This window comes from Streptomyces sp. HUAS MG91 (genome assembly GCF_040529335.1).
GTDB classification, from domain to species: Bacteria; Actinomycetota; Actinomycetes; order Streptomycetales; family Streptomycetaceae; genus Streptomyces; species Streptomyces tabacisoli.
In genome coordinates this window covers 3238363-3259327 of the sequence record NZ_CP159534.1, presented here as the reverse complement: position 1 = coordinate 3259327, position 20965 = coordinate 3238363, and the positions used below count along the sequence as shown (strand labels likewise).

General features: G+C 74.2%; 12 protein-coding genes. 10 read left to right on the top strand and 2 right to left on the bottom strand.

Annotation, left to right across the window (positions count from 1 at the left end):
* Positions 1-169 precede the first annotated feature (169 nt).
* From ABII15_RS14805 to ABII15_RS14775, 7 genes are all read left to right on the top strand, one after another.
* Complete coding sequence (locus tag ABII15_RS14805; protein WP_353942793.1) at positions 170-9052, top strand: hypothetical protein; 8883 nt, start codon at positions 170-172, stop codon at positions 9050-9052.
* Positions 9049-11682, top strand: a complete 2634-nt coding sequence (locus ABII15_RS14800) for a right-handed parallel beta-helix repeat-containing protein (protein WP_353942792.1) — start codon at positions 9049-9051, stop codon at positions 11680-11682. The genes ABII15_RS14805 and ABII15_RS14800 overlap by 4 nt, the downstream gene beginning before the upstream one ends.
* Before the next feature lie 54 nt (positions 11683-11736).
* On the top strand, positions 11737-12561 hold the full coding sequence (locus tag ABII15_RS14795; RefSeq protein WP_353942791.1) for an RICIN domain-containing protein: 825 nt from the start codon (positions 11737-11739) through the stop codon (positions 12559-12561).
* Positions 12562-12657: 96 nt separating this feature from the next.
* Positions 12658-12975, top strand: coding sequence for a DUF6412 domain-containing protein (locus ABII15_RS14790; protein ID WP_353942790.1), 318 nt, complete (start codon positions 12658-12660; stop codon positions 12973-12975).
* Positions 12976-13063: 88 nt separating this feature from the next.
* Positions 13064-13828, top strand: coding sequence for a YidC/Oxa1 family membrane protein insertase (locus tag ABII15_RS14785; protein ID WP_353942789.1), 765 nt, complete (start codon positions 13064-13066; stop codon positions 13826-13828).
* Between the two features lie 145 nt (positions 13829-13973).
* Positions 13974-14831 carry a fumarylacetoacetate hydrolase family protein gene (locus ABII15_RS14780; protein WP_353942788.1) on the top strand — a complete coding sequence of 286 codons (858 nt, stop codon included), beginning with the start codon at positions 13974-13976 and terminating at the stop codon, positions 14829-14831.
* Between the two features lie 141 nt (positions 14832-14972).
* Positions 14973-16370 (top strand): choice-of-anchor A family protein, encoded by a 1398-nt coding sequence (locus tag ABII15_RS14775; RefSeq protein ID WP_353942787.1) that lies wholly within the window; start codon positions 14973-14975, stop codon positions 16368-16370.
* Here the strand turns inward: ABII15_RS14775 and ABII15_RS14770 are convergent.
* Together ABII15_RS14770 and ABII15_RS14765 are read right to left on the bottom strand one after the other, a co-directional pair.
* A complete protein-coding gene (locus ABII15_RS14770) occupies positions 16354-16833 on the bottom strand; it encodes a heme-degrading domain-containing protein (RefSeq protein ID WP_353942786.1) in 480 nt (159 codons plus the stop codon). The two genes, ABII15_RS14775 and ABII15_RS14770, sit on opposite strands and share 17 nt — an antisense overlap.
* Positions 16830-17912 (bottom strand): Gfo/Idh/MocA family oxidoreductase, encoded by a 1083-nt coding sequence (locus ABII15_RS14765; RefSeq protein ID WP_353942785.1) that lies wholly within the window; start codon positions 17910-17912, stop codon positions 16830-16832. Before ABII15_RS14765 ends, ABII15_RS14770 begins: the two co-directional genes overlap by 4 nt.
* Before the next feature lie 56 nt (positions 17913-17968).
* On the opposite strand from ABII15_RS14765, the gene ABII15_RS14760 reads away from it, so the two are divergent.
* From ABII15_RS14760 to ABII15_RS14750, 3 genes are all read left to right on the top strand, one after another.
* Positions 17969-19102, top strand: coding sequence for an ROK family transcriptional regulator (locus ABII15_RS14760; protein ID WP_353942784.1), 1134 nt, complete (start codon positions 17969-17971; stop codon positions 19100-19102).
* Positions 19103-19246: 144 nt separating this feature from the next.
* Positions 19247-20002, top strand: coding sequence for a hypothetical protein (locus ABII15_RS14755; RefSeq protein ID WP_353942783.1), 756 nt, complete (start codon positions 19247-19249; stop codon positions 20000-20002).
* A gap of 72 nt (positions 20003-20074) precedes the next feature.
* On the top strand, positions 20075-20851 hold the full coding sequence (locus tag ABII15_RS14750; protein WP_353942782.1) for a GntR family transcriptional regulator: 777 nt from the start codon (positions 20075-20077) through the stop codon (positions 20849-20851).
* The last annotated feature ends 114 nt before the right edge of the window (positions 20852-20965 follow it).

Below are 20965 nucleotides of genomic sequence, written 5' to 3'. Positions count from 1 at the left end.
CCGCCCTGTCCACGCACCACGAGCCCCCGCGGTTCACCTCCGTCTCCCACGGATTCCGCAGCCCGCGGAAAATTCCGGGTGCCGAGGGTGAACCGCGGGGGCTCGTGGTGCGTGGACCTGGCAGCGAACCGAAGCGACCGTGCCGGTGAGACCGAGGAGGAAGCGGCCGATGCCCCGCCCCGGAGACTGGAACGCCCTCCGCATGGACTCCGATCCCACCCCCGGCGATCCGGTGGGCATCGACGCGGTGATCGCCTCGCAAGGCGATCTGGTCGACCTCGCCGACCTCATCGACAAGGGGCTCACGGAGGTCCGCGACACCAGCGGCGGCGCCTTCGTCGGCAAGACGGGCGACGCGCTGCGGAAGATCATCGACGATGATCTGCGCAAGTACGTGACGACGTTCCGGCAGGCCCAGGAGGACGCCAGGAGCGCGCTGCGCACCTATGCCGGCGTGATGCGCGAGCAGCAGCGCAGGGCCGACGACGCGCTGTCGCAGGCGGCGGCGCTCGCCGAGGACGACGACGCGGGCCGCGACGCGCACAAGGCCACCGCGGACGACGCGAAGGACATCCTGGAGCAGGCCGCGCAGACGGCGGCGAGCGCGCTGGAGACGGCGGCGGAGTCCATCGCCTCGCCCATCGACGAGTGCGAGGAGATCTGGAAGGCGCTCGGCTGGCTGGCGCTGATCCTGGTGATCCCGGCGATCCTCGTGGGCGGCCCGGTGGCGCTGTTCGCCATCGCCCTCAACGTGGCGCTGCTGATCAAGACGGCGGTCGACTTCGCCAACGGCGACGCCAGCGTCACCGACCTGATCATGTCGATCCTCGGTGTCATCGCGCCCACCACCAAGGGCCTGAAGATCGGCACCCTCTGGGACGGCCTGAAGGGCCTCGGCACCAAGGGCCTCGCCGGCGGCAAGAACCTGCTGAACGGCGGGCCGAACGCGCTCGGTCTCTTCGGGCGGCTGACGCTCGGGATCGACGACTCCTTCAAGGCCACCAGCGTCTGGCTGAACGGCCTCAAGGGCATGAAGGGCTTCGGCGGCCTGCACTTCTCGCCCGGTCTCAACGGCCTCAACGGGCTCAAGGGACTGAACGGCATCCGCTTCGACCCGGCGACGCTCGGCAAGAGCTTCGGGTTCTTCCCCGCCGCCGTCGACCTGATGATCATCAACACGGCGGGCGCGAAGTCCTTCTTCGGGCTGCGGGCCCTGGCCACCGGGATCAACGGCATCAAGGGCCTCGGCAGCGGGATGGCGGCCGGGCTGAGCGGCCTGAAGGGGCTGCGGCTCTTCCTTCCCGTCGCCGCGGACGAGATGGGCGGCGGCCTGGCCCTCGCGATGAAGATCGGCTTCATCGACCGCGGCGTCTTCGGCATGTACCGCTACGGCGCCTTCGTCAACGGCGAGTTCATCGGCGCGGCCAGCAAGGTCTCCGGCGGGGTGGCGTCCGGGTTCACGCTCTTCACGCCCGGCACCGCGCTCACCACCCTGCCGCACGTCGGCCTGGGCGGCATGCGCACCCCGCCCACCCACGCCGCGGGCGACATCGGCGTGAACATCGGCGCCGTCGGCCTGCACGGCGTGAACATGCCGCCGATGAACCTGGTGCCGGGCGGGGGCCTGCCGGGCTTCGGCGGCGGTTCGGCCGTCCCGATGCCGGTGGCCGTCAACTTCGGTTCGCTGCCCGAGTTCGGGGTCTCCTTCGACCTGGCCCCGCCCTCCGTCGGTACGAAGATCGTCGACATCCCCTCGATGGGCGGGCTCGGCGTGTCCGGTGGCGGGCTGAACGTGCCGCTGCCGACCCTCGGCCCGGTGCAGAGCGTCAACGCCGCCCCGGACGTGTCGATGCCGGGTCTGGGTACGGCCACTCCCGGGATCGGCGCGGTGAACGTGCCGGCCGTGTCGATGCCGGGCCTGGGAGCGGCGGCCGCTCCGGGCGTCGGCGCGGTCGGCGTGCCCGGGGTGTCGATGCCGAACCTGGGGTCGGTGGCGACGCCGGGTGTCGGCGCGGTGTCCGTGCCCGGGGTGTCGATGCCGCAGCTCGGCGCGGTCCCGCACGTCGGGGCCGTCGCGGGCGGCGTGCAGATGCCCTCGCTCGGCGCCGTCACGCCGCCCTCGGTCGCCTTCGGCGGCAGCACGGTCCCCGGCGGCCTCTCGGTGAACGTGCCGAACGTGGCGCCCGCCGTCACCTCGCTCGACGCCCCCGCGCTCCAGGTGAGTTCACCCAACGGAATCCAGGTGAACCTGCCCTCGCTCGGCGCGCAGATCACCGACCTGCCGGGGGCGACGGGCCTCGTGGGCCGGGAGAGCCTGACCGTGCCGGTCGGCGGCCTCAACGCCGCGACGACCCCGATCACCATGCCCGCGCTCTCCCAGCTCACGCCGAACGTGACCCAGACGCAGGTGCCTCCGGTCTCCGCCGTCACCGTGGGCGGCCTCGGGGGCGCGCCGACCGTCAACGTCGCGCCCCCGACCGCGCCCGTGGTGAACACCGTCGGCCTGACACCACCGGCCGTGAACCTCGGCCCGACCGTCAACGCGTCGGCCGTGTCGGTTCCGTCGGTGGGCGGGGTTTCCGGTGCGGGTGTGAACGTGCCGACGGTGAATGCTTCGGCGGTGACCGTTCCTCCGGCGAGCGGGGTTTCCGGTGCGGGCGTCAATGTGCCGACCGTCAACGCGTCGGCCGTGTCCGTTTCCCCGGCGAACGGAGTCACCGCGCCGGCCGTCACCGCTCCCACCGTCAACTCCGCTGCCGTGTCCGCTCCTTCGGCGGGCGGAGTCACCGCGCCCACCGTCAACGCCTCGGCCGTGTCCGACCCCCCGGCCGGCGTGGACACTCCGGGCGTGAGCGGCGTGAACGCGGCGACCGGCGGGCTCGACGCCCCGCCGGTCGCCGGCGCCGTGCCGACCGGGGCCGTCGCGCCGGTGAACCTCGCGCCGACCGCCGTGCCGCAGCCCACGGTCGTCCCGGCCGCGGGCGCGCAGCCGGTGCCCGCCGCGTCCGGCGCCCTCACCCCGCCGAGCGCGTCCGTGCAGACCCCCGCCGTCCCCGCGGCGGGCAACGCGGCGCCGCCCGCCCTCGACGGCAGCAGCGTGTCCATCGCGGGCCTCAACGCCCTCTTCCGCGGCGACGACCTCACCCTGGCCGGGTTCGGCGGGGCGAAGCCCGTGTTCACCCAGAACATCCAGGTGGGCATGGTCCAGGTCGCCTACGACCTCCAGCACACCTTCACCAACATCCCGCACCTGCCCGGCGTACGGGTCGACGTCACCCCGGCCGCCCCCGGAGACGGCCGGCTCGTCGACGTCACGGTCCGCGGCAACGGCTCCACCGAGGTGCGGGCCTCCTCCTTCACCGTCGGGGACCAGCGGATCTTGCGCCTCGAGTACGACCTCCCGAACGGCGGCGGCGTCCAGCGGCTCGACTACGGGCTCAGCGCGGAGCAGGGCCACCCCCTCGTGAACGAGGAGATCATCGACGTACAGGTGACCGGTGGCTCGAACACGGTCTCCGTGGAGATGGCGAGCGTCGCCGTCCCGGTGGTGGCCCCGCCCGCCCATGTCACGGTGCACGTGCCGGGCCTCACCGGCGTCCAGCTCCAGGTCCACGCGGGCGGCGCCGCGCAGCCCACGGTCACCGTGGCGGGCACGGCCGGCGGACCGCCCGTCAGGGCCTGGACGGACACCGGCACGGACGGCCTCGTCCGGCTGCACGCCGAGTGGACCCGGGGAGTGCGCACCTTCCGGTCCGACTTCTCCTTCGACGGGACCGGCTACCACTTCACCGGCGGGGAACAGACCTTCGCGCTGCGCGGCGGCCACTACGGTGAATCGACGGTGGTGCTGCGCCTCGACGCGCACCACACGCCGGTGGGCGTCCAGCACCTCGGCACCGGCGGCCTGCCGCTCGGCGGCGGCCCCGTCCGCCTGGTCGACAACGGCCTGCACGTGCCCACCCCGAACGGCTTCCAGACCCACAGCCCCGTCACCGGCCTGCCCACCCACGACGGCCTGCGGCTGCACGGCACCGGCGGCCACGGCGCCGACCTGCACGTCGTCGGCCCGCACGGCGGCGGCGGGCCGCTGGCCCTGACCGACGAACTCGGCGCGCCCACCGGCGGAACGGTCACCGCACCGGCCGACGGCGGCGGCGTCTACCACGTCACCCGCACCGGCGGCGGCACCCTGGTCGACGTCCACCGGCCCGACGGCGCCTTCTCCCACCAGGTGCTGCCCGTCACCGGCGGCCCCGGCGGCGCGTTCGTCCGCCCCGCCGCCGGGCCCGGGCAGGCGCCGACGCTCGTCCACTCCGACGGCACGCCGTTCGACGGCGCGTCGGTGACCGCGCTCGACGGCGGCGGCTTCCGCATCGAACACGGCGGGCAGCACCTCGTCGTGGACGCGGGCGGCGTCCACACCCACGACGCGGTGCGGCTCACGGGCGCGGACGGGCAGCAGCTCTTCGCCCACATCCCGGTCGGCGGCCCGCACCCGGTGGCCCACCCGTTCACCGCCGACGGCACCGCCGTGCCCGCCACGACCCTCGTCCGGCACGGCGACACGCTGCACCTCTCGCGGCCCGACGCCACCGTCGCGGTGCACGACGTCCACGGCGGCGCCCCGCTCTTCACCGGCCTCCCGCTGCGCGGCGACGGTCTCGGCGGCGCCCTCGTGCGGTTCGGTGACGACGGCCTGCCGACGGGCCTGGTGCGTCCCGACGGCACCCCGCTGGCCGGGGCGGGCGTCACCGCGCTCACCGGCGGCGGCTTCCGCGTCGAGCACGGCGCCGTCCACGTCGCCGTCGACGCCCGGGGCGGCCTCACCCACCAGGTGGTCACCCTGCGCGGCCCGGCGGGCGCGGGCGCCGACACCTTCGCCTTCACCCGGACCGACGGAGTCCTCGAACCGCACCTGCGGACCGGACTCGGCACGGACCTGATGGGACACGGCGTCGTCCGCGCCCCGGACGGCACCTTCCACGTCACCGACGCCCGGGGCGACATCCGGGTGCACGGCGCGGACGGCGCGTACTCCTTCGACGCCACCGCGCTGCACGCGCCCGGCCTCCACGGCAGGTTCGTCGGCACCGTCCCGGGCGGCGCGGGACCGCAGCTCCTCGACGGGGCGCTGGTGCCCGTCGGCGGCGGCCGCGTCGTGCCGCAGACCGGGAACACGGCGGGCGGCTTCCGCGTCCAGGACGGCGCGCACCACGTGCTCGTCGACCCGGCGGGCGACCTGACGCACCAGGTGGTGCGCCTCGGCCGCGACGACCGGCTCGCGATGGTGCCGACCGTCGCCGGGGAACCCCATGTGCTGCGCGGCCCCGACGGCACTCCCGTGGCGGGCACCACGCTGGCACCGCTGCCGGGCAACCAACTGCTCGTCACGGACGCCACCACGGTGACCGTCCACGCCGGCGACGGCGCCACCGACCTCGTGGCCGTACGCCTCGCCGACGGCAACGGCCTGCGCGGCGTCGAGCACCTCCAGACCGTCGGCAACCCCGTGCCGCGCGTCCTGGACGCCAACCTCCAGCCTGTCGCGGGCCACACCGTCGACACGCTGACCGGCGGCGGCTTCCGCGTCACCGGCCCGGGCGGGGACGTACGGCTCTTCGGGGCAGGCGGCGACCTGCACGCCACGATCCGCCCGGCGGACGGGAACGGCCTCGGGGCGCACGTCACCGACGGCGTCCGCGGCACCACCTACGACCTCGCGCCGCTCTCCGACGTGCGCGTCGGCACCCCGAACGCCTCCCGGTACCTGGTGAGCACCGACGGCCCGCCGCGCGTGGTGGACGGCAACCTCCGGCCGGTGCCCGGCGTCCACGTCGCGGCGCAGGGCACCGACTTCCGCGTCACCGACGGACTCGGCGCGCGCGGCGGCGAGTTCAGGACGTACGAGGCGGGAGGCCGCCTCTCCGGCGAGCGGATCGTGCCGTTCCACAAGGGCGCGGCGCAGCCGGGCCGGCACTACGACCTGACCTATCCCGGCGGCGACGCGACGGCCACCTGGCAGCTGGTGAAGCAGACGCCGGGCGGCGCGCCCGTGCCCCACAACGCCAACGCCTGGTTCGAGAGCGGCACCGTCGACACCAAGGGCCTGGCGAACGGCCGCGTCCGGCTCGTCAGCCACTCCGGCAACGACGTGTACGAGCGTCGGCCGCTCCCGGGCGGAGACACCCTGTACGCCTTCCACGGGACCGGCCAGGCGGGCGACTTCTCACGCACCGGCCAGCGCGGCACCTGGGCCGAGGTCGACGCGGGCGGCACGGTCGTCCGGCACGGCACCCGGCACTGGGGCGAGAGCGGCCGCAGCTGGTTCGACGTGCACACCGTCAACGGCCTGGACGTGCGCGTACGTCACTTCCAGCTCAACCCGGACGGCGGCCACGTCCTCGGCACGCTGGACAACCACCCCGCCACCCAGTCGCTGGCCACCGGCACCTGGAACCGCTACGACGAGGACTTCCTGCACCTCGCGCAGGGCACCCGCCAATGGGGTCCGGGACGGGGCTTCACCGACCGGATGCCGGACCCGAACAACGCGGGCCGCACGATCGTCGTGCACGAGAAGTTCGGCCGCTTCCAGGTCAGCCCGCACGACGTGCGCCGCTACTTCCAGCTGGAGATGAACGCCGACGGCACACCGAAGACCAGCTGGGTCTCGCACTCGCCGCAGGGCAAGGAGACCGGCGCGGGCAAGGACCTGGCGGACGGCTCCACCCTGGAGGTGCGCCGCCTCGCCGAGCAGCGCCCACCGGTCAACTTCCGGCGCTTCATGACGTTCGACTACCGCACCAGCCAGCTGGAGCACGCCGCGCCCTGGCTCGCCGGGGACAGCAGGCTCCAAGTCGCGCGGTTCACGCAGACCCCGGCCGGCGGCGGGGCGCCGCTGAGCGGTATCCGCTTCACCTCGATGGACTCGACCGTCACCGACATCGTCACCACGCCGGGTGCGGCCAACGTCGGCGAAGTGGTGCGCGAGACGCGCAAGCTGGGCAGCGGCAACGACCTGAAGACCGGCGACGTGGCGCTGCCGACCACCGGCGCCCACCCGAACGGCGTCCCGGCGCAGCCGAACCACCTGCCGTGGTCGGAGGGCGAGGGCAAGCTCCAGGGCACCCGCACCTACGACCCCGGCGAGTTCCAGGTGACGCGGGGCGGCGGCGCCGGACTCACCGTGAAGTGGCAGGACCAGTTCCACCCCGGCCGGCAGGACGGCGACTGGTACACCTCCGGTGGCGGCGGCTGGCACGTGGCGCGCACCGGCCTGTCCGACGGCTCGATGGTGGAGTTCCGGCCCCGCCCCGCGGTGCGGCCCGACGCCAACGCGGGCAGCGGCGACCGGGACTTCCGTATGCAGGTGCACTCGGGCACCGGCGACTGGACCCGCTTCGACCACCAGGGCTTCGTCCTGTCCCGGTCCGACACCTGGCCGGCACCGAACGGCGCCGGAACCGTCGAGATCAGTGCGACGGGCCACGCCGACGGCACCCGCTTCACCTGGACCGACAGCAACGGCAACACCGGCACCCGGTACACCGCGAACAGCCGGGACGTGGACCGCTGGGGCTGGGACAAGGAGTCGTACCAGGACTTCGACGGAGACCTGCTGGTGCGCGAGCACCGCATCCTCTCCGACGGCGACGTCGTGGACGCCTGGCGCGTCTCGCGGGACGGCAACGGCGTCGAGGTGTGGAACTGGAACAAGATCGACCGGCACGGCAACATCAAGGACTTCGGCACCGGACAGGGCGACCGCGTCCGCACCTGGTTCGACGGCACCACGGCCCTGACCTCGTGGAAGCCGGGAGCGCGCTGGGAGGACAGCGTCCCCAGCCTGGGACAGAACATCCAGGTGATCCCGGTCAAGCAGACCACCGGCGCGGTCCGCTCCTTCTTCACCGACCAGCCCTTCCGCGTACGGGAGTACACCGCGAACCCCGGCGACGTGTTCAACGCGCACGTCTGGAAGGAGTTCGACACCGGTGTGCTGGTCCGCGAGAAGAAGCTGCTGACCAACAACACGTTCCTGGAGAGCGAGGAGTGGGGCAAGCACTGGCGCCAGTACGGCGCCGACGGCACCACCGTCATCAACGAGCGCTCCCTGTCCGGATACGTCTGGCAGACCGACACCTTCGGCCGGCATACGCTGCTGGACCGCTTCACGCCCGACTGGACCCACACGCCCCTCGGACGCGAGACGAACTTCACCGGACTCGCCAACGAGTACCGCGGCTTCAGCCGCATGCTGCGCGAGCCCAACCGGTGGAAGTTCGGCCCCGCCGTCGCCGGTGAGTCCACCTACGCGCCGTTCGTCACCAAGGCGTTCCAGCAACTGGCCGTCGAGATGGGCCAGGAGTGGATCGTCGACTTCGTGCTCAACCTCGCCGTCTACGGCATCGCGTCGGCCGCCACCGGGCAGCCGTTCACGCCGATGGACGTGGCGAAGGCGGCGTTCGGCGCGACCATCAGCGCAGGCAGCAAGGGCGTGTTCACCACCGGGCACCTGATCGCCGGGCGCGGCGGCGCCTGGAAGAACGGCCTCTCCAACGTCGACGCGGGCAAGCCCTACAGCCTCCGCCCCAACGACGACAGCTGGGGCGCCGAGTGGGCCGGCAACGAGAAGGTGATGCGCTGGCGCTCCGGCGTCTACGACTTCGCCAACAGCTCCATCAGCGGCGCGGTCGGCGCCTTCGCGAGCGGCGCCGCGACCGCCGCCGTCTTCGGCGTGAAGGACGCCGACGGCAACACGGTGTACCTCAGCGGCGCCGACGCCGCGGCGTACGGCGGGGCGGGCGCGCTCGGCGGATTCATCGGCGGGTCGACCATCGGCGCGGCCCGCACCCTGATGCAGAACAACATCGCCGGCCGCTGGTACCACCGGCAGGGCGTCATGGACATCTTCGTGATGCCGGCGATCGGCAAGATGATCGACAAGTCCTTCTCCACGTTCTTCTTCGGCGCCCAGGTACGCGACTGGCTCGGCATCACCGCGCCCGCGGCCCCGACGGAGACGACCGGGGACGGCGGAGGAAACCCATGAACCAGCAACCGGTGATCCGAGTCGGCCCCCGCGGCCGGGGCAGCCACCGCACCCTCGGCGACGCGCTCGCCGCCGCCCCGTCCGGCGCCGTGGTGGCGATCGCGCCCGGCGAGTACGACGAGGAGCTGCACCTGCGGCGCCGGGTCACGCTCGTCCCCGAGTCCGGCCACGGCTCGGTGGTGGTGCGGCCGCCCGCCGGCGGCGCGGTGACGGTCGCCGCGCCCGACTGCGTGCTGCGCGGCTTGACGGTGCGCGGCGCCGACCCGACGCAGGTACTGCTGCGGGTGGCGGAGGCGTCCGCGCTGGCGCTGGAGGACTGCGAGGTGGCGCACGGCCGGGTCGAGGTGCTCGGCTCGACCGCGCCCGCGCCCGCCCACGCCCCGGGCGGCTTCCCGGCGCTGCCCGACGACATGGCCCCGCTGCTCGACGACCCGACCTCCGGCGGGGTGCTGTGGCTGCGGCGCGTCCGGCTGCACGGCGCGCACCACGCGGCGCTGCACCTGCGCGGCGACGCGCGGGCCCACCTGGAGGACACCGTCGTCGAGTCGGTGCAGGGGATCGGGGTGGTGCTCTCCGACGCGGCGACGCTCACCGCGGAGCGGCTGCGGGTGCGCGACCACTCCGGCTCCTCGGTGCGGGCCCGCGGCGGGGCGCGGCTGCTGATCTGCGACGGCCTCCTGACGGGCGCGGGCCGCAACGGCCTGCTGGCGCAGGACGGTTCGCTCGCCCTGCTCGAGGACTGCCGGGTGCTGGCACCGGCCCGCGCGGGCGTGCACGCCGAACACGGCGCGGTCGTGGAACTGCGGGACTGCCGGGTGGCCGACGCGGGCGAGGACGCGCTCGTCGCGTCCGGCGAGGCGCGCCTGCGCGCGGACTCCTGCCGGCTCACGGACGCGGGCGGAGCGGGCGTCACCGGCGGCGAGCGGTCCACCGTGGAACTGACCGGTGTCACCGTCACCGACTGCGCCGCGGGCGCGGTACGGCTCGGCGGCGGGGCCCGGGCCCGGCTGACCGGCAGCCGCCTGAGCGGCGGCCGGGCCCATCTGCTGACGGTCACCCAGTCGGCGCGGGCCGAGATCGACACCTGCGCGCTCGTCGGCGCGGGGACGGACGGCATCCACACGTCGGGCGAGGCCGGCCTGGCGCTGCGCGACTCGACGGTGACCGGCGGCGAGGCGGGGCTGCGGCTCACCTCCGCCGAACCGTGCGAGGTGAGCCGCACCCGGCTGGCCGGGCAGCGCGGCGACGGCCTCGTGGTGGCGACGGGCGCCGTCGTGGAACTGGCGCACGTCGACGTGGTGGCGGCCGGCGGCGCCGGGATCACCGTCGACGGCGGAGCGCGGCTGACCATGGACGGCGGCTCCGTGGCCGACGCGGCGGGCAGCGGCATCGTCGTCCGCGACGGCGCCCGGCCCGAGATCCGCGGCGTGCGGGTGACCGGCGCGGGCAAGAACGGCGTGCTGTTCGGCGCGGGTTCCGGCGGCACCCTCACCGACTGCGACCTGTCCGGCAGCGGCTTCCCGGCCGTGCACGCCGGCGCGGGCGCCGCGCCGACGCTGCGCCGCTGCCGGGTCCTGGACTGCGCCCGGGACGTGGGGCTCGGCGAGGGCGCGGCGCCCGTCTTCGAGGAGTGCGTCGCCGTGGACGTCACCAGCCCGGTGCTCCCCACGAACCTCACCGGCACGACCGGCCCGGCCGGCACGCCGCCCGCCGGGACCGCCACGGGCACCCCGACCGGGTCCGTCGCCGGTGCGCCCGCGCCCACGGGTGAGGCCGGCCCGACCCTGGAGGGCGAGCCGGAGCCCGAGCCCGAGACGCTGGAGGACCTGCTGGGCGAGCTGGACGAACTCGTCGGGCTCGACGGCGTGAAGCGCGACGTCAGCGGCATGGTGAAGCTGATGCAGACCGTCCGGCTGCGGCAGGAGGCGGGACTGCCCGCGCCGCCCCTCAGCCGCCACCTGGTCTTCGCCGGAAACCCGGGCACCGGCAAGACGACGGTGGCGCGGCTCTACGGCCGGCTGCTGAAGGCGCTCGGCCTGCTCGGCCGCGGCCACCTGGTGGAGGTGGACCGCTCCGCGCTGGTCGGCGAGTACGTCGGCCACACCGGCCCGAAGACCACCGAGGCGTTCCAGCGGGCCCGGGGCGGGGTGCTCTTCATCGACGAGGCGTACGCGCTCGTACCGGCCGCCGTGGGCAACGACTTCGGTCACGAGGCCATCGCGACGCTGGTGAAGCTGATGGAGGACCACCGCGACGAGGTCGTCGTCATCGCCGCCGGCTACCCCGCCGACATGAACCGCTTCATCTCCTCCAACCCGGGCCTCGCCTCCCGGTTCACCCGCACCCTGCTGTTCGCCGACTACACCTCCCAGGAGGTCGTCTCCATCGTGGAGCACCAAGCGCAGCGCCACCGCTACGAGCTGAGCGTGGGGGCCCGCGAGGCGCTGTCGACGCACATCGAGTCCATCCCGCGCGACGCCGCGTTCGGCAACGGCCGCACCGCGCGCCAGCTGTTCCAGCAGATGACCGAACGGCAGGCGCTGCGCATGGCCGAGCTGGTCGACCCCGGCGCGGCCCAGCTGATGGTTCTGGAGGAGGCGGACCTGCCCGTGCCCAACGCGCTGCGCTGAGCCGCGCGCCCCCGCTCCCGCCCCCGTCCGACCGCAGCCACCGCCGGAGGTCCCGTGCCACCGACCCGTTTCTCCCAGACGTACACCGACAAGCCGTCCCGCGTGCGGATCGGGCTGCTGCCCGGCCGCCGCGTCTTCGTGACGGTCGGGTCGGTCGCCGCCGCCACCGCCGCGGTCCTCGGCGGCGCCGCCCTCGCCGACGGGCTCTCCTCGGGGCCGGACACCTCGCGGTCGGTGCCGGCGCCGCCCTCGCCGTCGGCCTCCGCGTCGCAGAGCCCCACCACGGCGCCGTCGCCCGACGGCTCCAGCAGCGCGAGCGCCGAGTCGAAGGGGGCGGAGGAGCACAAGAAGAAGCCGGTGCCCACCGTCACCGTCCACGCCGGCGCCCCCGCGGGCGGGAGCGGGGCGACCGCCGGTTCCAAGGACTCCGGATCGAAGGCCACGGCCGGGTCGAAGAGCGACAGCTCCTCGTCGGACACCACCAAGAAGGCACCCGCGCAGACGAAGCTCACCGGCCCCAGGGGACCGGTCAAGGGCCTCGCCGGCAAGTGCGTCCAGCGGATGTCGGGCGGCCTGCAACTGCGCTCCTGCGACGGCGGCGCCGACCAGGTCTGGTTCTTCGCCTCCGACGGCACCCTGCGCAACCAGGGCGCGTGCCTGTCGACGGCGGGCAACTCGACCAAGGACGGGTCCCGGCTCGTGATGGTGCGCTGCGACACCTCGAACGTGCGGCAGTGGCGCATCTCGCCCAACGCGGACGTCGTCAATGTCGCGGCCGACAAGTGCCTGGACGTCGCCAACGCCGCCACCGCGGACGGCACACCGCTCCAGATCGCCTGGTGCTCGGGGAACCCGGCGCAGAAGTGGCAGACCCCCTGAGCCCGCCCCGGCGCCTCCTTCAGCCGGTCGCGGGCGAGGCTGTATAACTGGCAGGACACGTCACGACCGACGCGACCCACGAGAGGAGGACGCCGCATGTTCCGTACGAGCACCTGGTCCACGACCCTGCGCCCGGCCGCGCTGCTGCTCTTCCTCCTCGTCCAGTCCGTCCTCGTCGACGCCGGCAGCCTCGCCGGGGCCGTCGCGCTCGCCGCGACCGCCGCCGCGGGCTCCGCGCTCGCCGTCTGCTCCCTGCTCACCGCGCGCTCCGCGCCCGTCGTGCCGCCCACCAGCGTGCGCACGGCCATGCGCGACCGCGAGCAGCGCACCGCCTTCCTGCCGCAGCGCGATCCCGACGCACGGGGGCGCACCCGTCCCCGAGCACCCGGACGTCTCGTCCCGACGGGCCGCTGACCTAGCAGTTCCTCCTGCCGGGCCCGTGGTCCGTCACGCCGAAACCCGTTCTGTTTCCGGCACGACGAGACCCCCGGAGGGCTCACCCATGTCGTCGTTCATGTCCGTCTTCGCAAGCCTGGTCGAGCACCTGGCCACCCTGCTCCAGCCGCTGTTCCACGCCTCGGCGACCGCTGCCGCGATCGTTCTGTTCACCGCGTTCGTACGCCTCCTCGTCCATCCCCTGTCGCGGGCCGGCGCCCGGGGCCAGCGCGACCGGCTGAAGCTGCAGCCGCGCATCGCGGAACTCAGGGCCAAGCACAAGAAGAACCCCGAGGCGCTGCAGAAGGCGATCATGGAGCTGCACCGCGAGGAGAAGGTCTCCCCGCTCTCCGGCTGCCTGCCGATGCTGTGCCAGATGCCGGCGTTCTTCCTGCTCTACCACCTGTTCTCCAGCGCCAGCATCGGCGGCGACCCCAACTCCCTGCTCGGGCACACCCTCGGCGCGGCCCCGCTCGGCGGGCGGTTCACGGACGCGCTCGCGCACGGCGGGCTGTTCGGGGCGCAGGGTCTGGTGTACGTGGCGCTGTTCGTGCTCGTCGCGGCCGTGGCGACCTTCAATTACCGGCGGACCAAGCGACAGATGGCCCTGTCCGCGGCCGCGACGCCCGCCTCGGACCAGCCGCAGGTGCCGGGCATGGGCGCGATGGCCAAGTTCATGCCGCTGATGTCCTTCATGACCCTGTTCTCGGTGGCCTACGTGCCGCTCGCCGCCGCGCTGTACATCGTCACCTCGACGACGTGGAGCGCCATCGAGCGTGCCGCCCTCTACCGCGACATGCCGTACGCGGGCGCGGCGGCGCTTCCCGTCTGAGGCAGCGGCCGGGCCAGGGCGCGGGTCCAGTCCGTGAACGGGGTATTGCGGACTGGACGCCGAACTTGGAGGATCGACCAGACCTCCGATGGCTGAGGCCGCACCTTGCCATGGAGGCTCCTCCTAGATCAGAGGGAGTTACACCATGAAGCTGCTGCGAGTCGGACCCGCCGGAGCCGAGCGCCCCGCGCTCCTCGACGCCGCGGGAACCCTCCGTGACCTGTCGGGACTCGTCCCCGACGTCGACGGGGCGCTGCTCGCGGACGACGCCGCGCTGGACCGGGTACGGGCCGCGGCTGCCTCCGGGGAGCTGCCCGCCCTTGACTCCGCGGGCCTGCGCGTCGGCCCGCCGGTGGGCCGGATCGGCAAGGTCGTGTGCATCGGCCTGAACTACCACGACCACGCCGCCGAGACCGGCGCCGAGCCGCCCGCCGAGCCCGTCGTCTTCTTCAAGGCGGCGGACACGGTGGTCGGGCCGCACGACACCGTGCTCGTTCCGCGCCGCTCCACCAAGACCGACTGGGAGGTGGAGCTGGCCGTGGTCATCGGACGTACGGCCCGCTATGTCGAGTCCCACGAGGCCGCGCTCGCCTGCGTCGGCGGGTACGCGGTCGCGCACGACGTGTCCGAGCGCGAGTTCCAGATCGAGCGCGGCGGCACCTGGGACAAGGGCAAGAACTGCGAGACGTTCAACCCGCTCGGGCCGTGGCTGGTGACGCCCGACGAGGTGCCCGACCCGCAGGCGCTCGGCCTGAAGCTGTGGGTCAACGGCGAGCTGAAGCAGGACGGCAGCACCGCCGACCAGATCTTCTCCGTGGCGGAGGTCGTGCGCTACGTGAGCCAGTTCATGACCCTGTACCCGGGTGACGTCATCAACACCGGGACGCCGGCGGGGGTCGCCATGGGGCAGCCCGAGCCGAAGCCGTATCTGCGGGCCGGGGATGTGGTGGAGCTGGAGATCGGGGGGCTGGGGAGGCAGCGGCAGGAGCTCAAGCCGGCCTAGTCGCGCAGTTCCCCGCGCCCCTGAGGGGCGCACCGCGTGCGGCCCCCTCGGAGCCCCCGAACGGGGGCCCCGAGGGCGTGTCTGCCTCGGGTGCGGCCGGGATCTTCACATAGTGCGCCTATGGGAAAAATCAGCGCGCGTATGTCCGTCGCCGCCCTGGCGGCCCTGCTGGTCGGGGGCGCGGCCGGGGTCGCCGTCGCGGATCCGCTGCCCGGCGGCCTCGGTCCCTGCCTGGGGAGTCAGTGCCCCGATGTGTACCCGGACCCGAACAACGGTGCCCCGGCCGGGCGGGACAGCAACATCAACGTCTTCGTCGGCGGGGACATGCTCGTCCGACGCTCCGCCGCCGAGGCGGAGGGCAAGGTCGTGGTGCTCGGCGACTTCGACCAGGACAAGGACGCCGGGGTCTCGCAGCTCTACAACGTCGGCATCGCGGGCGTCGGCTCGCGCGTCCCGCCCCCCGACGGCAGCGACTTCCTCACCGTCGGCGGGAACGTCACCATCGACTCCGGCGAGCGGCTCGACGTGGAGGACGCCAGCGCCCACGGCGACGTACGGTACGGCGGCACGCTCACCGGCACCGTGGAGACCGACCGCATCCAGGACGCCGACGCCACGGCGCCCTACACGGCCCTGCGCAAGCAGTTGCAGGACGCCAGCCACTGCTACGCGTACGTGAACGGCGCCCGCCGCACCGCGACCGGCACGGCCGTGAACACCGGCGGCAGCACCGTCTTCACCGGCGACGGCAGCTCGGCGATCCAGATCTTCGACGTCGACTTCGACCTCGCCGGCAGCGGCGGGGGCCAGCAGGGCTTCTCGTTCGCCGGGATCCCGTCCGGCGCCACCGTCCTCGTCAACGTCTACGGGGACGCGCGCGCGATCAACACGTACGAGGCGATGCTCCCCGCCGACCTCCGGGACCGGCTGCTGTGGAACTTCCCCGACGCCACGGACGTGACCCTCGCCGGCACCACCCAGTTCTCCGGCAGCACCCTGGTGGGCAATCCGGCCAGTACGACGACGGTGACCATGTCCGGGTTCAACGGCCGCTTCTACACGACCGGTTCGCTCACCCACACGTCGTCGGCCAGCGGCGGCGGGGGCCAGGAGTTCCACGCCTACCCGTTCGTGGGCGACCTGCCGACCTGCGACGACACCAGCCCGACGCCGACGCCGACGCCGACTCCTACGCCGACGCCGACGCCGACTCCTACGCCGACACCGACTCCGACCCCAACACCGACCCCTACGCCGACACCGACCCCAACACCGACCCCTACGCCGACTCCGACGCCGACACCGACTCCTACGCCGACCCCGACTCCGACGCCCACACCCACGCCCAGCCCCACCGACAGCACGTCGGGCGGCGGGACCGGTGGCGGGCAGGGCGGGACCGGCGGCGGGGAGCTCGCGGACACCGGGGCGCCCGGGGGCGTGCTGGTGCTCGGCGGGATCGCCGCGGCCACCCTGACGGCGGGCGCGGCGATCGCCGGGACGGCGCGCAGGCGGCGCGGGGTCAGCTCGCGTCGATGAAGCGGCTCAGGGCCTCCACCACGAGGGCGTGGTCCTCGACCTGGGGGAGGCCCGAGACGACGACGGTGCCGACGACTCCCGTGCCCCGTACGGTGACCGGGAACGCTCCGCCGTGGGCCGCGTACGTGTCCGGGTCCAGGCGGGACGAGTCCTCGAACGTCGTGCCCTTGGCCCGGAAGCGGGTGCCGACCAGCAGCGACGAGACCTGGTAGCGCTCCACCACCCGGCGCTTGCGGGCGATCCACGCGTCGTTGTCCGGCGTCGAGCCGGGCAGCGCCGCGTGGAAGAGCTGCTGGCCGCCGCGCGTGATGTCGATCGCGACCGGCGCCCGGCGTTCGCGCGCCAGCTCCACCAGCAGCGTGCCGAGCGCCCACGCGTCGTCGTAGCCGAAGGAGTCGAGGACCAGGCGGGCCTCCTGCTCCTCCAGGGCCGCGATGTCAGGGGCTGCGGAAGGGGTGCTCACAGGGTCACCGTCACCTTCTGGTCGGCGGAGCGGCGGGCCGCCTCCAGGACGTCGAGGGCGTCCGCCGCCTGGGTGGCGGGCACCGGGTTCGGGGCGCCGTCGCGCAGGGCCGCGGCGACGGCGGCGTAGTACGCGGGGTAGTCGCCGTCGGCCGTCGGCTGCGGACGGCCGCCGCCGGTCAGCGGGGACTCGCCGGAACCGACCCGGCCCCACATCGACTCGCACTCCACACCCCACGGCTCACCGGCCACCGGGCGCCTGCCGTCGCGCAGGGCCGCCTCCTGCGGGTCGAGGCCGTACTTCACGTAACCCGCCTGCGAGCCGAGGACGCGGAAGCGCGGGCCGAGCTGGGCGGTGGTCGCCGAGACGTAGAGGTGGGAGCGGACGCCGTTCGCGTGCGTGATCGCGATGAACGTGTCGTCGTCCGCCTCCGCGCCCGGGCGGCGCACGTCGGACTCGGCGTAGACCGAGACGGCCGGGCCGAACAGCACCAGGGCCTGGTCGACGACATGGCTGCCGAGGTCGTAGAGCAGGCCGCCGATCTCCTCCGGGTTCCCGGACTCGCGCCAGCCGCCCTTGGGCTGCGGGCGCCAGCGCTCGAAGCGCGACTCGAAGCGCCACACGTCGCCCAGCTCGCCGTCCTTCAGGAGGGCCTGGAGGGTCAGGAAGTCGTTGTCCCAGCGGCGGTTCTGGAAGACCGACAGGAGCAGGCCGCGCTCGTCGGCGAGCGCCGCCAGCTCGCGGGCCTCGGCGGCCGTCCCGGCCACCGGCTTGTCGACGACGACCGGCAGGCCCGCCTTCAGCGCGGCCTTCGCGAGCGGTACGTGCGTCTTGTTCGGGGACGCGATGACGATCAGGTCGAGCTCGCCGGCCCGCTCCCACAGCTCGTCGGGGGAGGCCGCGAACCGCAGCCCGTCACCGTGCTCGGCGCGGGCCTGGGCCTGCCGCTCCGGGTTCGAGGTGACGACCGTGTCGAGGGTCAGGCCCTCGGTCGCGGCGATCAGCGGGGCGTGGAAGACGGAGCCCGCGAGGCCGTAGCCGATCAGGCCCACGCGAAGGGAAGCACTCGTACCAGTCATGCTCCCCACTTAAACAACGCTGTTGCCAAAGTGCAAGCGGGAGGGACAATGGCAGGGTGAACACGCATGTCACGCATGCCCAGCATGCGCAGCCCACCGCGGGCGTGAACCTGACCGCCCTGCGCGGGCACAACGCCGCGCTCGTGCTCGACCTGCTCCGCACCGCGGGGGAGCACGGCATCAGCCGCCTGGAGCTGGCCGAGCGGACCGGACTGACCCCGCAGGCCGTCAGCAAGATCACCGCCCGGCTCCGGGGCGAGGGGCTCGTCGTCGAGGCGGGCCGCCGGGCCTCCACCGGCGGCAAGCCGCGCACGGTGCTGCGCCTGGTCGCGGACGCCGGACACGCGGTGGGCCTGCACCTGGACCGCGACGAGCTGCACACCGTCCTGACCGACCTGTCGGGAGCCGTCGTCGCGAACCGGCGGGCCCCGCTCGACCTGGGCGCGGGGGCCGAGGCCGTCCTCGGCGCCGCCGCCTGCGAGGTGGACCAGCTGCTCGGCGGGGTCGCCCAGGGGCAGGCGCTCGGCGTCGGCGTCGCGATGCCCGGCCCGCTCGACCACGGCGACGGCGTGCTGCACCGGGTCACCGGCTTCCCGCAGTGGGACGGGTTCCCGCTGCGCGACGCGCTCGCCGAGCGGCTCGGGCTGCCGGTCGTCGTCGACAAGGACACCAACGCCGCCGCGCTCGGCCTCGCCCTCGGCGCGGGCGACGACGGCGCGCGCTCCTTCGTCTACCTGCACCTCGGGACCGGGCTCGGCGCCGGACTCGTCCTGGGCGGCGCGCTGTACCGCGGGGCGCGGACCGGGGCGGGGGAGTTCGGCCACCAGGTGATCCAGCTCGACGGCCCGCCCTGCGACTGCGGCAACCGCGGCTGCATCGAGGCGCTGTGCCTGGCCGCCGTCGCGCGCGGCACCGGCGACGGCCTGGACGAGGCCGCGCGGGTGCTCGGCGAGGGGGCGGGGAATCTGGTGAGCCTGCTCGACATCGACGCCGTGCTGCTGGGCGGGCGGACCGTGCTCGCCGCCGAGGAGCGGTTCGTGCGCGGTGTCGGCGCGGTGCTCGACGTGCGGGCGCGGCGCGGGGGATGCGGGCCGATACCGGTGCGCGGGGCGCCGGGCGGCGCCGGCCTCGTCGTCGAGGGCGCCGCCCAGCTGATCCTCGCGCCGCTGTTCGGGAGGTTGGTCCGATAGAGGGCCGTTCGCTGGCTATTTGATGGTTATGCGCTCGCGGGCGGTCGTGGTGCGGCCGTCGCGCCGGGCGGGCGTGGCAAGGTGCGGGGCCACGGCGGAGGCCGTGCCCGTGACCGCTCGACCCCGGACCAGCAAAGGCCCCGCATGCGACTGCGCCGTCCGATCGCCCTCGGCATGACCGCGACCGCCGCCGCCCTCGCCCTCGCCGCACCGCTCCCGGCGACGGCGCACAGCGGCGCCCCGGCCGCCGCCCGCGAGGCCGCCTGCGACGCGGCCGCCGACGGGGCCCGCTTCCCGGTCGACGCCCGCATCCACCCGGGTCCGGACACCTATCACCCCGGCGACGGCCGGCGCCGCTGGTCGATCGAGCTCACCGACACCACCGGCACCGGCTGCACGGCCGTCCACCCGGTCCTCGTCCTCGTCGACCGGAACCGGGAACTGAGGCCCGGCCAGATCCGGATGGAGTTCCACGACGGCACGCGCTGGCGGCCCGTGTCCTTCGAGCACACCGACGAGGACGAGAACATCGGCGTCCTCGACGACGGCTTCCCCGGCTTCACGGTCGGCGCGGGCCGGACCGTGACCGTCGAGATCCGGCTCGCCTTCACCGCGGCCGCCCGGCCCGGCCGGGTCGTCGCCGACGCCGCCGTCGTGCAGCGCCGGGGCGACGACGGCGACTGGGTGGGGGAGTCGGGCAGCTACCCGTTCACGATCGCCGACGACGACACCGAGCCCGGATCCGCGACGGACGGCACCGACCCGTCGCTGCCCGACCAGCTCGCCGCGACCGGCCGCGACGCCTCCCTGCTCGGCCTCGGGATCACCGCCTGCGCCCTCCTCGCCTCCGGCGCCGCCCTCGTGCTCGGATCCCGCCGGCTGCGCACGCCGCGGTACTGAGAACAGCACCGGCGCACCCCGCCGGGACCCCGGCGACCCGGTCCGTTCACCCGCGTCTGGGACCATCCCCGCGTGGACCACCCGAACTACCCGCACGCCCAGGCCCCCGGCGCCCCCGTGCGCGACGGCATTCCCGAGCACGGCCGGATCCCCAAGTACTACGCCGTAAAGGCCCAAATAGGCGCGCTCGTCGACGAGTTGGGCGAAGGCGAGGCGCTGCCCACCGAACGCGACCTCGCCGTGCGGCACGGCGTCGCACGCGAGACCGTCCGGCAGGCACTGCGCGAGCTGCTGCTCGAAGGGCGCCTGCGCCGCCGCGGCCGGGGCACCGTCGTCGCCGGACCCAAACTGGAGCAGCCGCTCTCCCTGGCCTCGTACACCGAGGGCGTGCGCCGCCAGGGCCGGCGGCCCGGCCGCACGCTCATCGGCCTCGACCGCTTCCCGTGCCCGCCCGCGCTCGCGCCCGAGATCGGCCTGGAGCGCGGCGAGCCCGTCTGGCACATGGAGCGGGTGCTGCTCGCCGACGACGAGCGGGTCGGCCTGGAGTCCACCTATGTCTCCGTGGCCCGGATGCCGCGCCTCGACCGCGACTTCGACCCCGACTCGTCCTTCTACTCGTACGTCCACGAACGCCTCGGCATCGACTTCGGCTCCGCCGACGAACGCATCGAGACGGTGCTCGCCACCCCGCGCGAGGCGCTGCTCATCGGCACGCCGCCCGCGCTGCCGATGCTGCTGATCCACCGCGTCTCGTACGACACCGGGGGCGACCCCACCGAGCGGGTGCGCACGCTGTACCGGGGCGACCGGTTCTCCTTCACCACCCGGCTGGGCGGAAACGAGCGGTAGCGGAGGACAACTGCCCTTTCAGTGCCGCTGGTTGAGGCGAATCGACGCGCGATGATAACGGGAACGTAACGGGTCTAGGCCAAGCTTGGGAGCCCGTTCACCGTCCCGTTGCCG

Bases quoted from the DNA above. Each gene is read 5' to 3' on its own strand.
- ABII15_RS14765 (WP_353942785.1), bottom strand. From the start codon at position 17,912: ATGACTGGTACGAGTGCTTCCCTTCGCGTGGGCCTGATCGGCTACGGC.
- ABII15_RS14805 (WP_353942793.1), top strand. From the start codon at position 170: ATGCCCCGCCCCGGAGACTGGAACGCCCTCCGCATGGACTCCGATCCC.
- ABII15_RS14755 (WP_353942783.1), top strand. From the start codon at position 19,247: ATGCGACTGCGCCGTCCGATCGCCCTCGGCATGACCGCGACCGCCGCC.
- ABII15_RS14780 (WP_353942788.1), top strand. From the start codon at position 13,974: ATGAAGCTGCTGCGAGTCGGACCCGCCGGAGCCGAGCGCCCCGCGCTC.
- ABII15_RS14790 (WP_353942790.1), top strand. From the start codon at position 12,658: ATGTTCCGTACGAGCACCTGGTCCACGACCCTGCGCCCGGCCGCGCTG.
- ABII15_RS14800 (WP_353942792.1), top strand. From the start codon at position 9,049: ATGAACCAGCAACCGGTGATCCGAGTCGGCCCCCGCGGCCGGGGCAGC.
- ABII15_RS14785 (WP_353942789.1), top strand. From the start codon at position 13,064: ATGTCGTCGTTCATGTCCGTCTTCGCAAGCCTGGTCGAGCACCTGGCC.
- ABII15_RS14775 (WP_353942787.1), top strand. From the start codon at position 14,973: ATGTCCGTCGCCGCCCTGGCGGCCCTGCTGGTCGGGGGCGCGGCCGGG.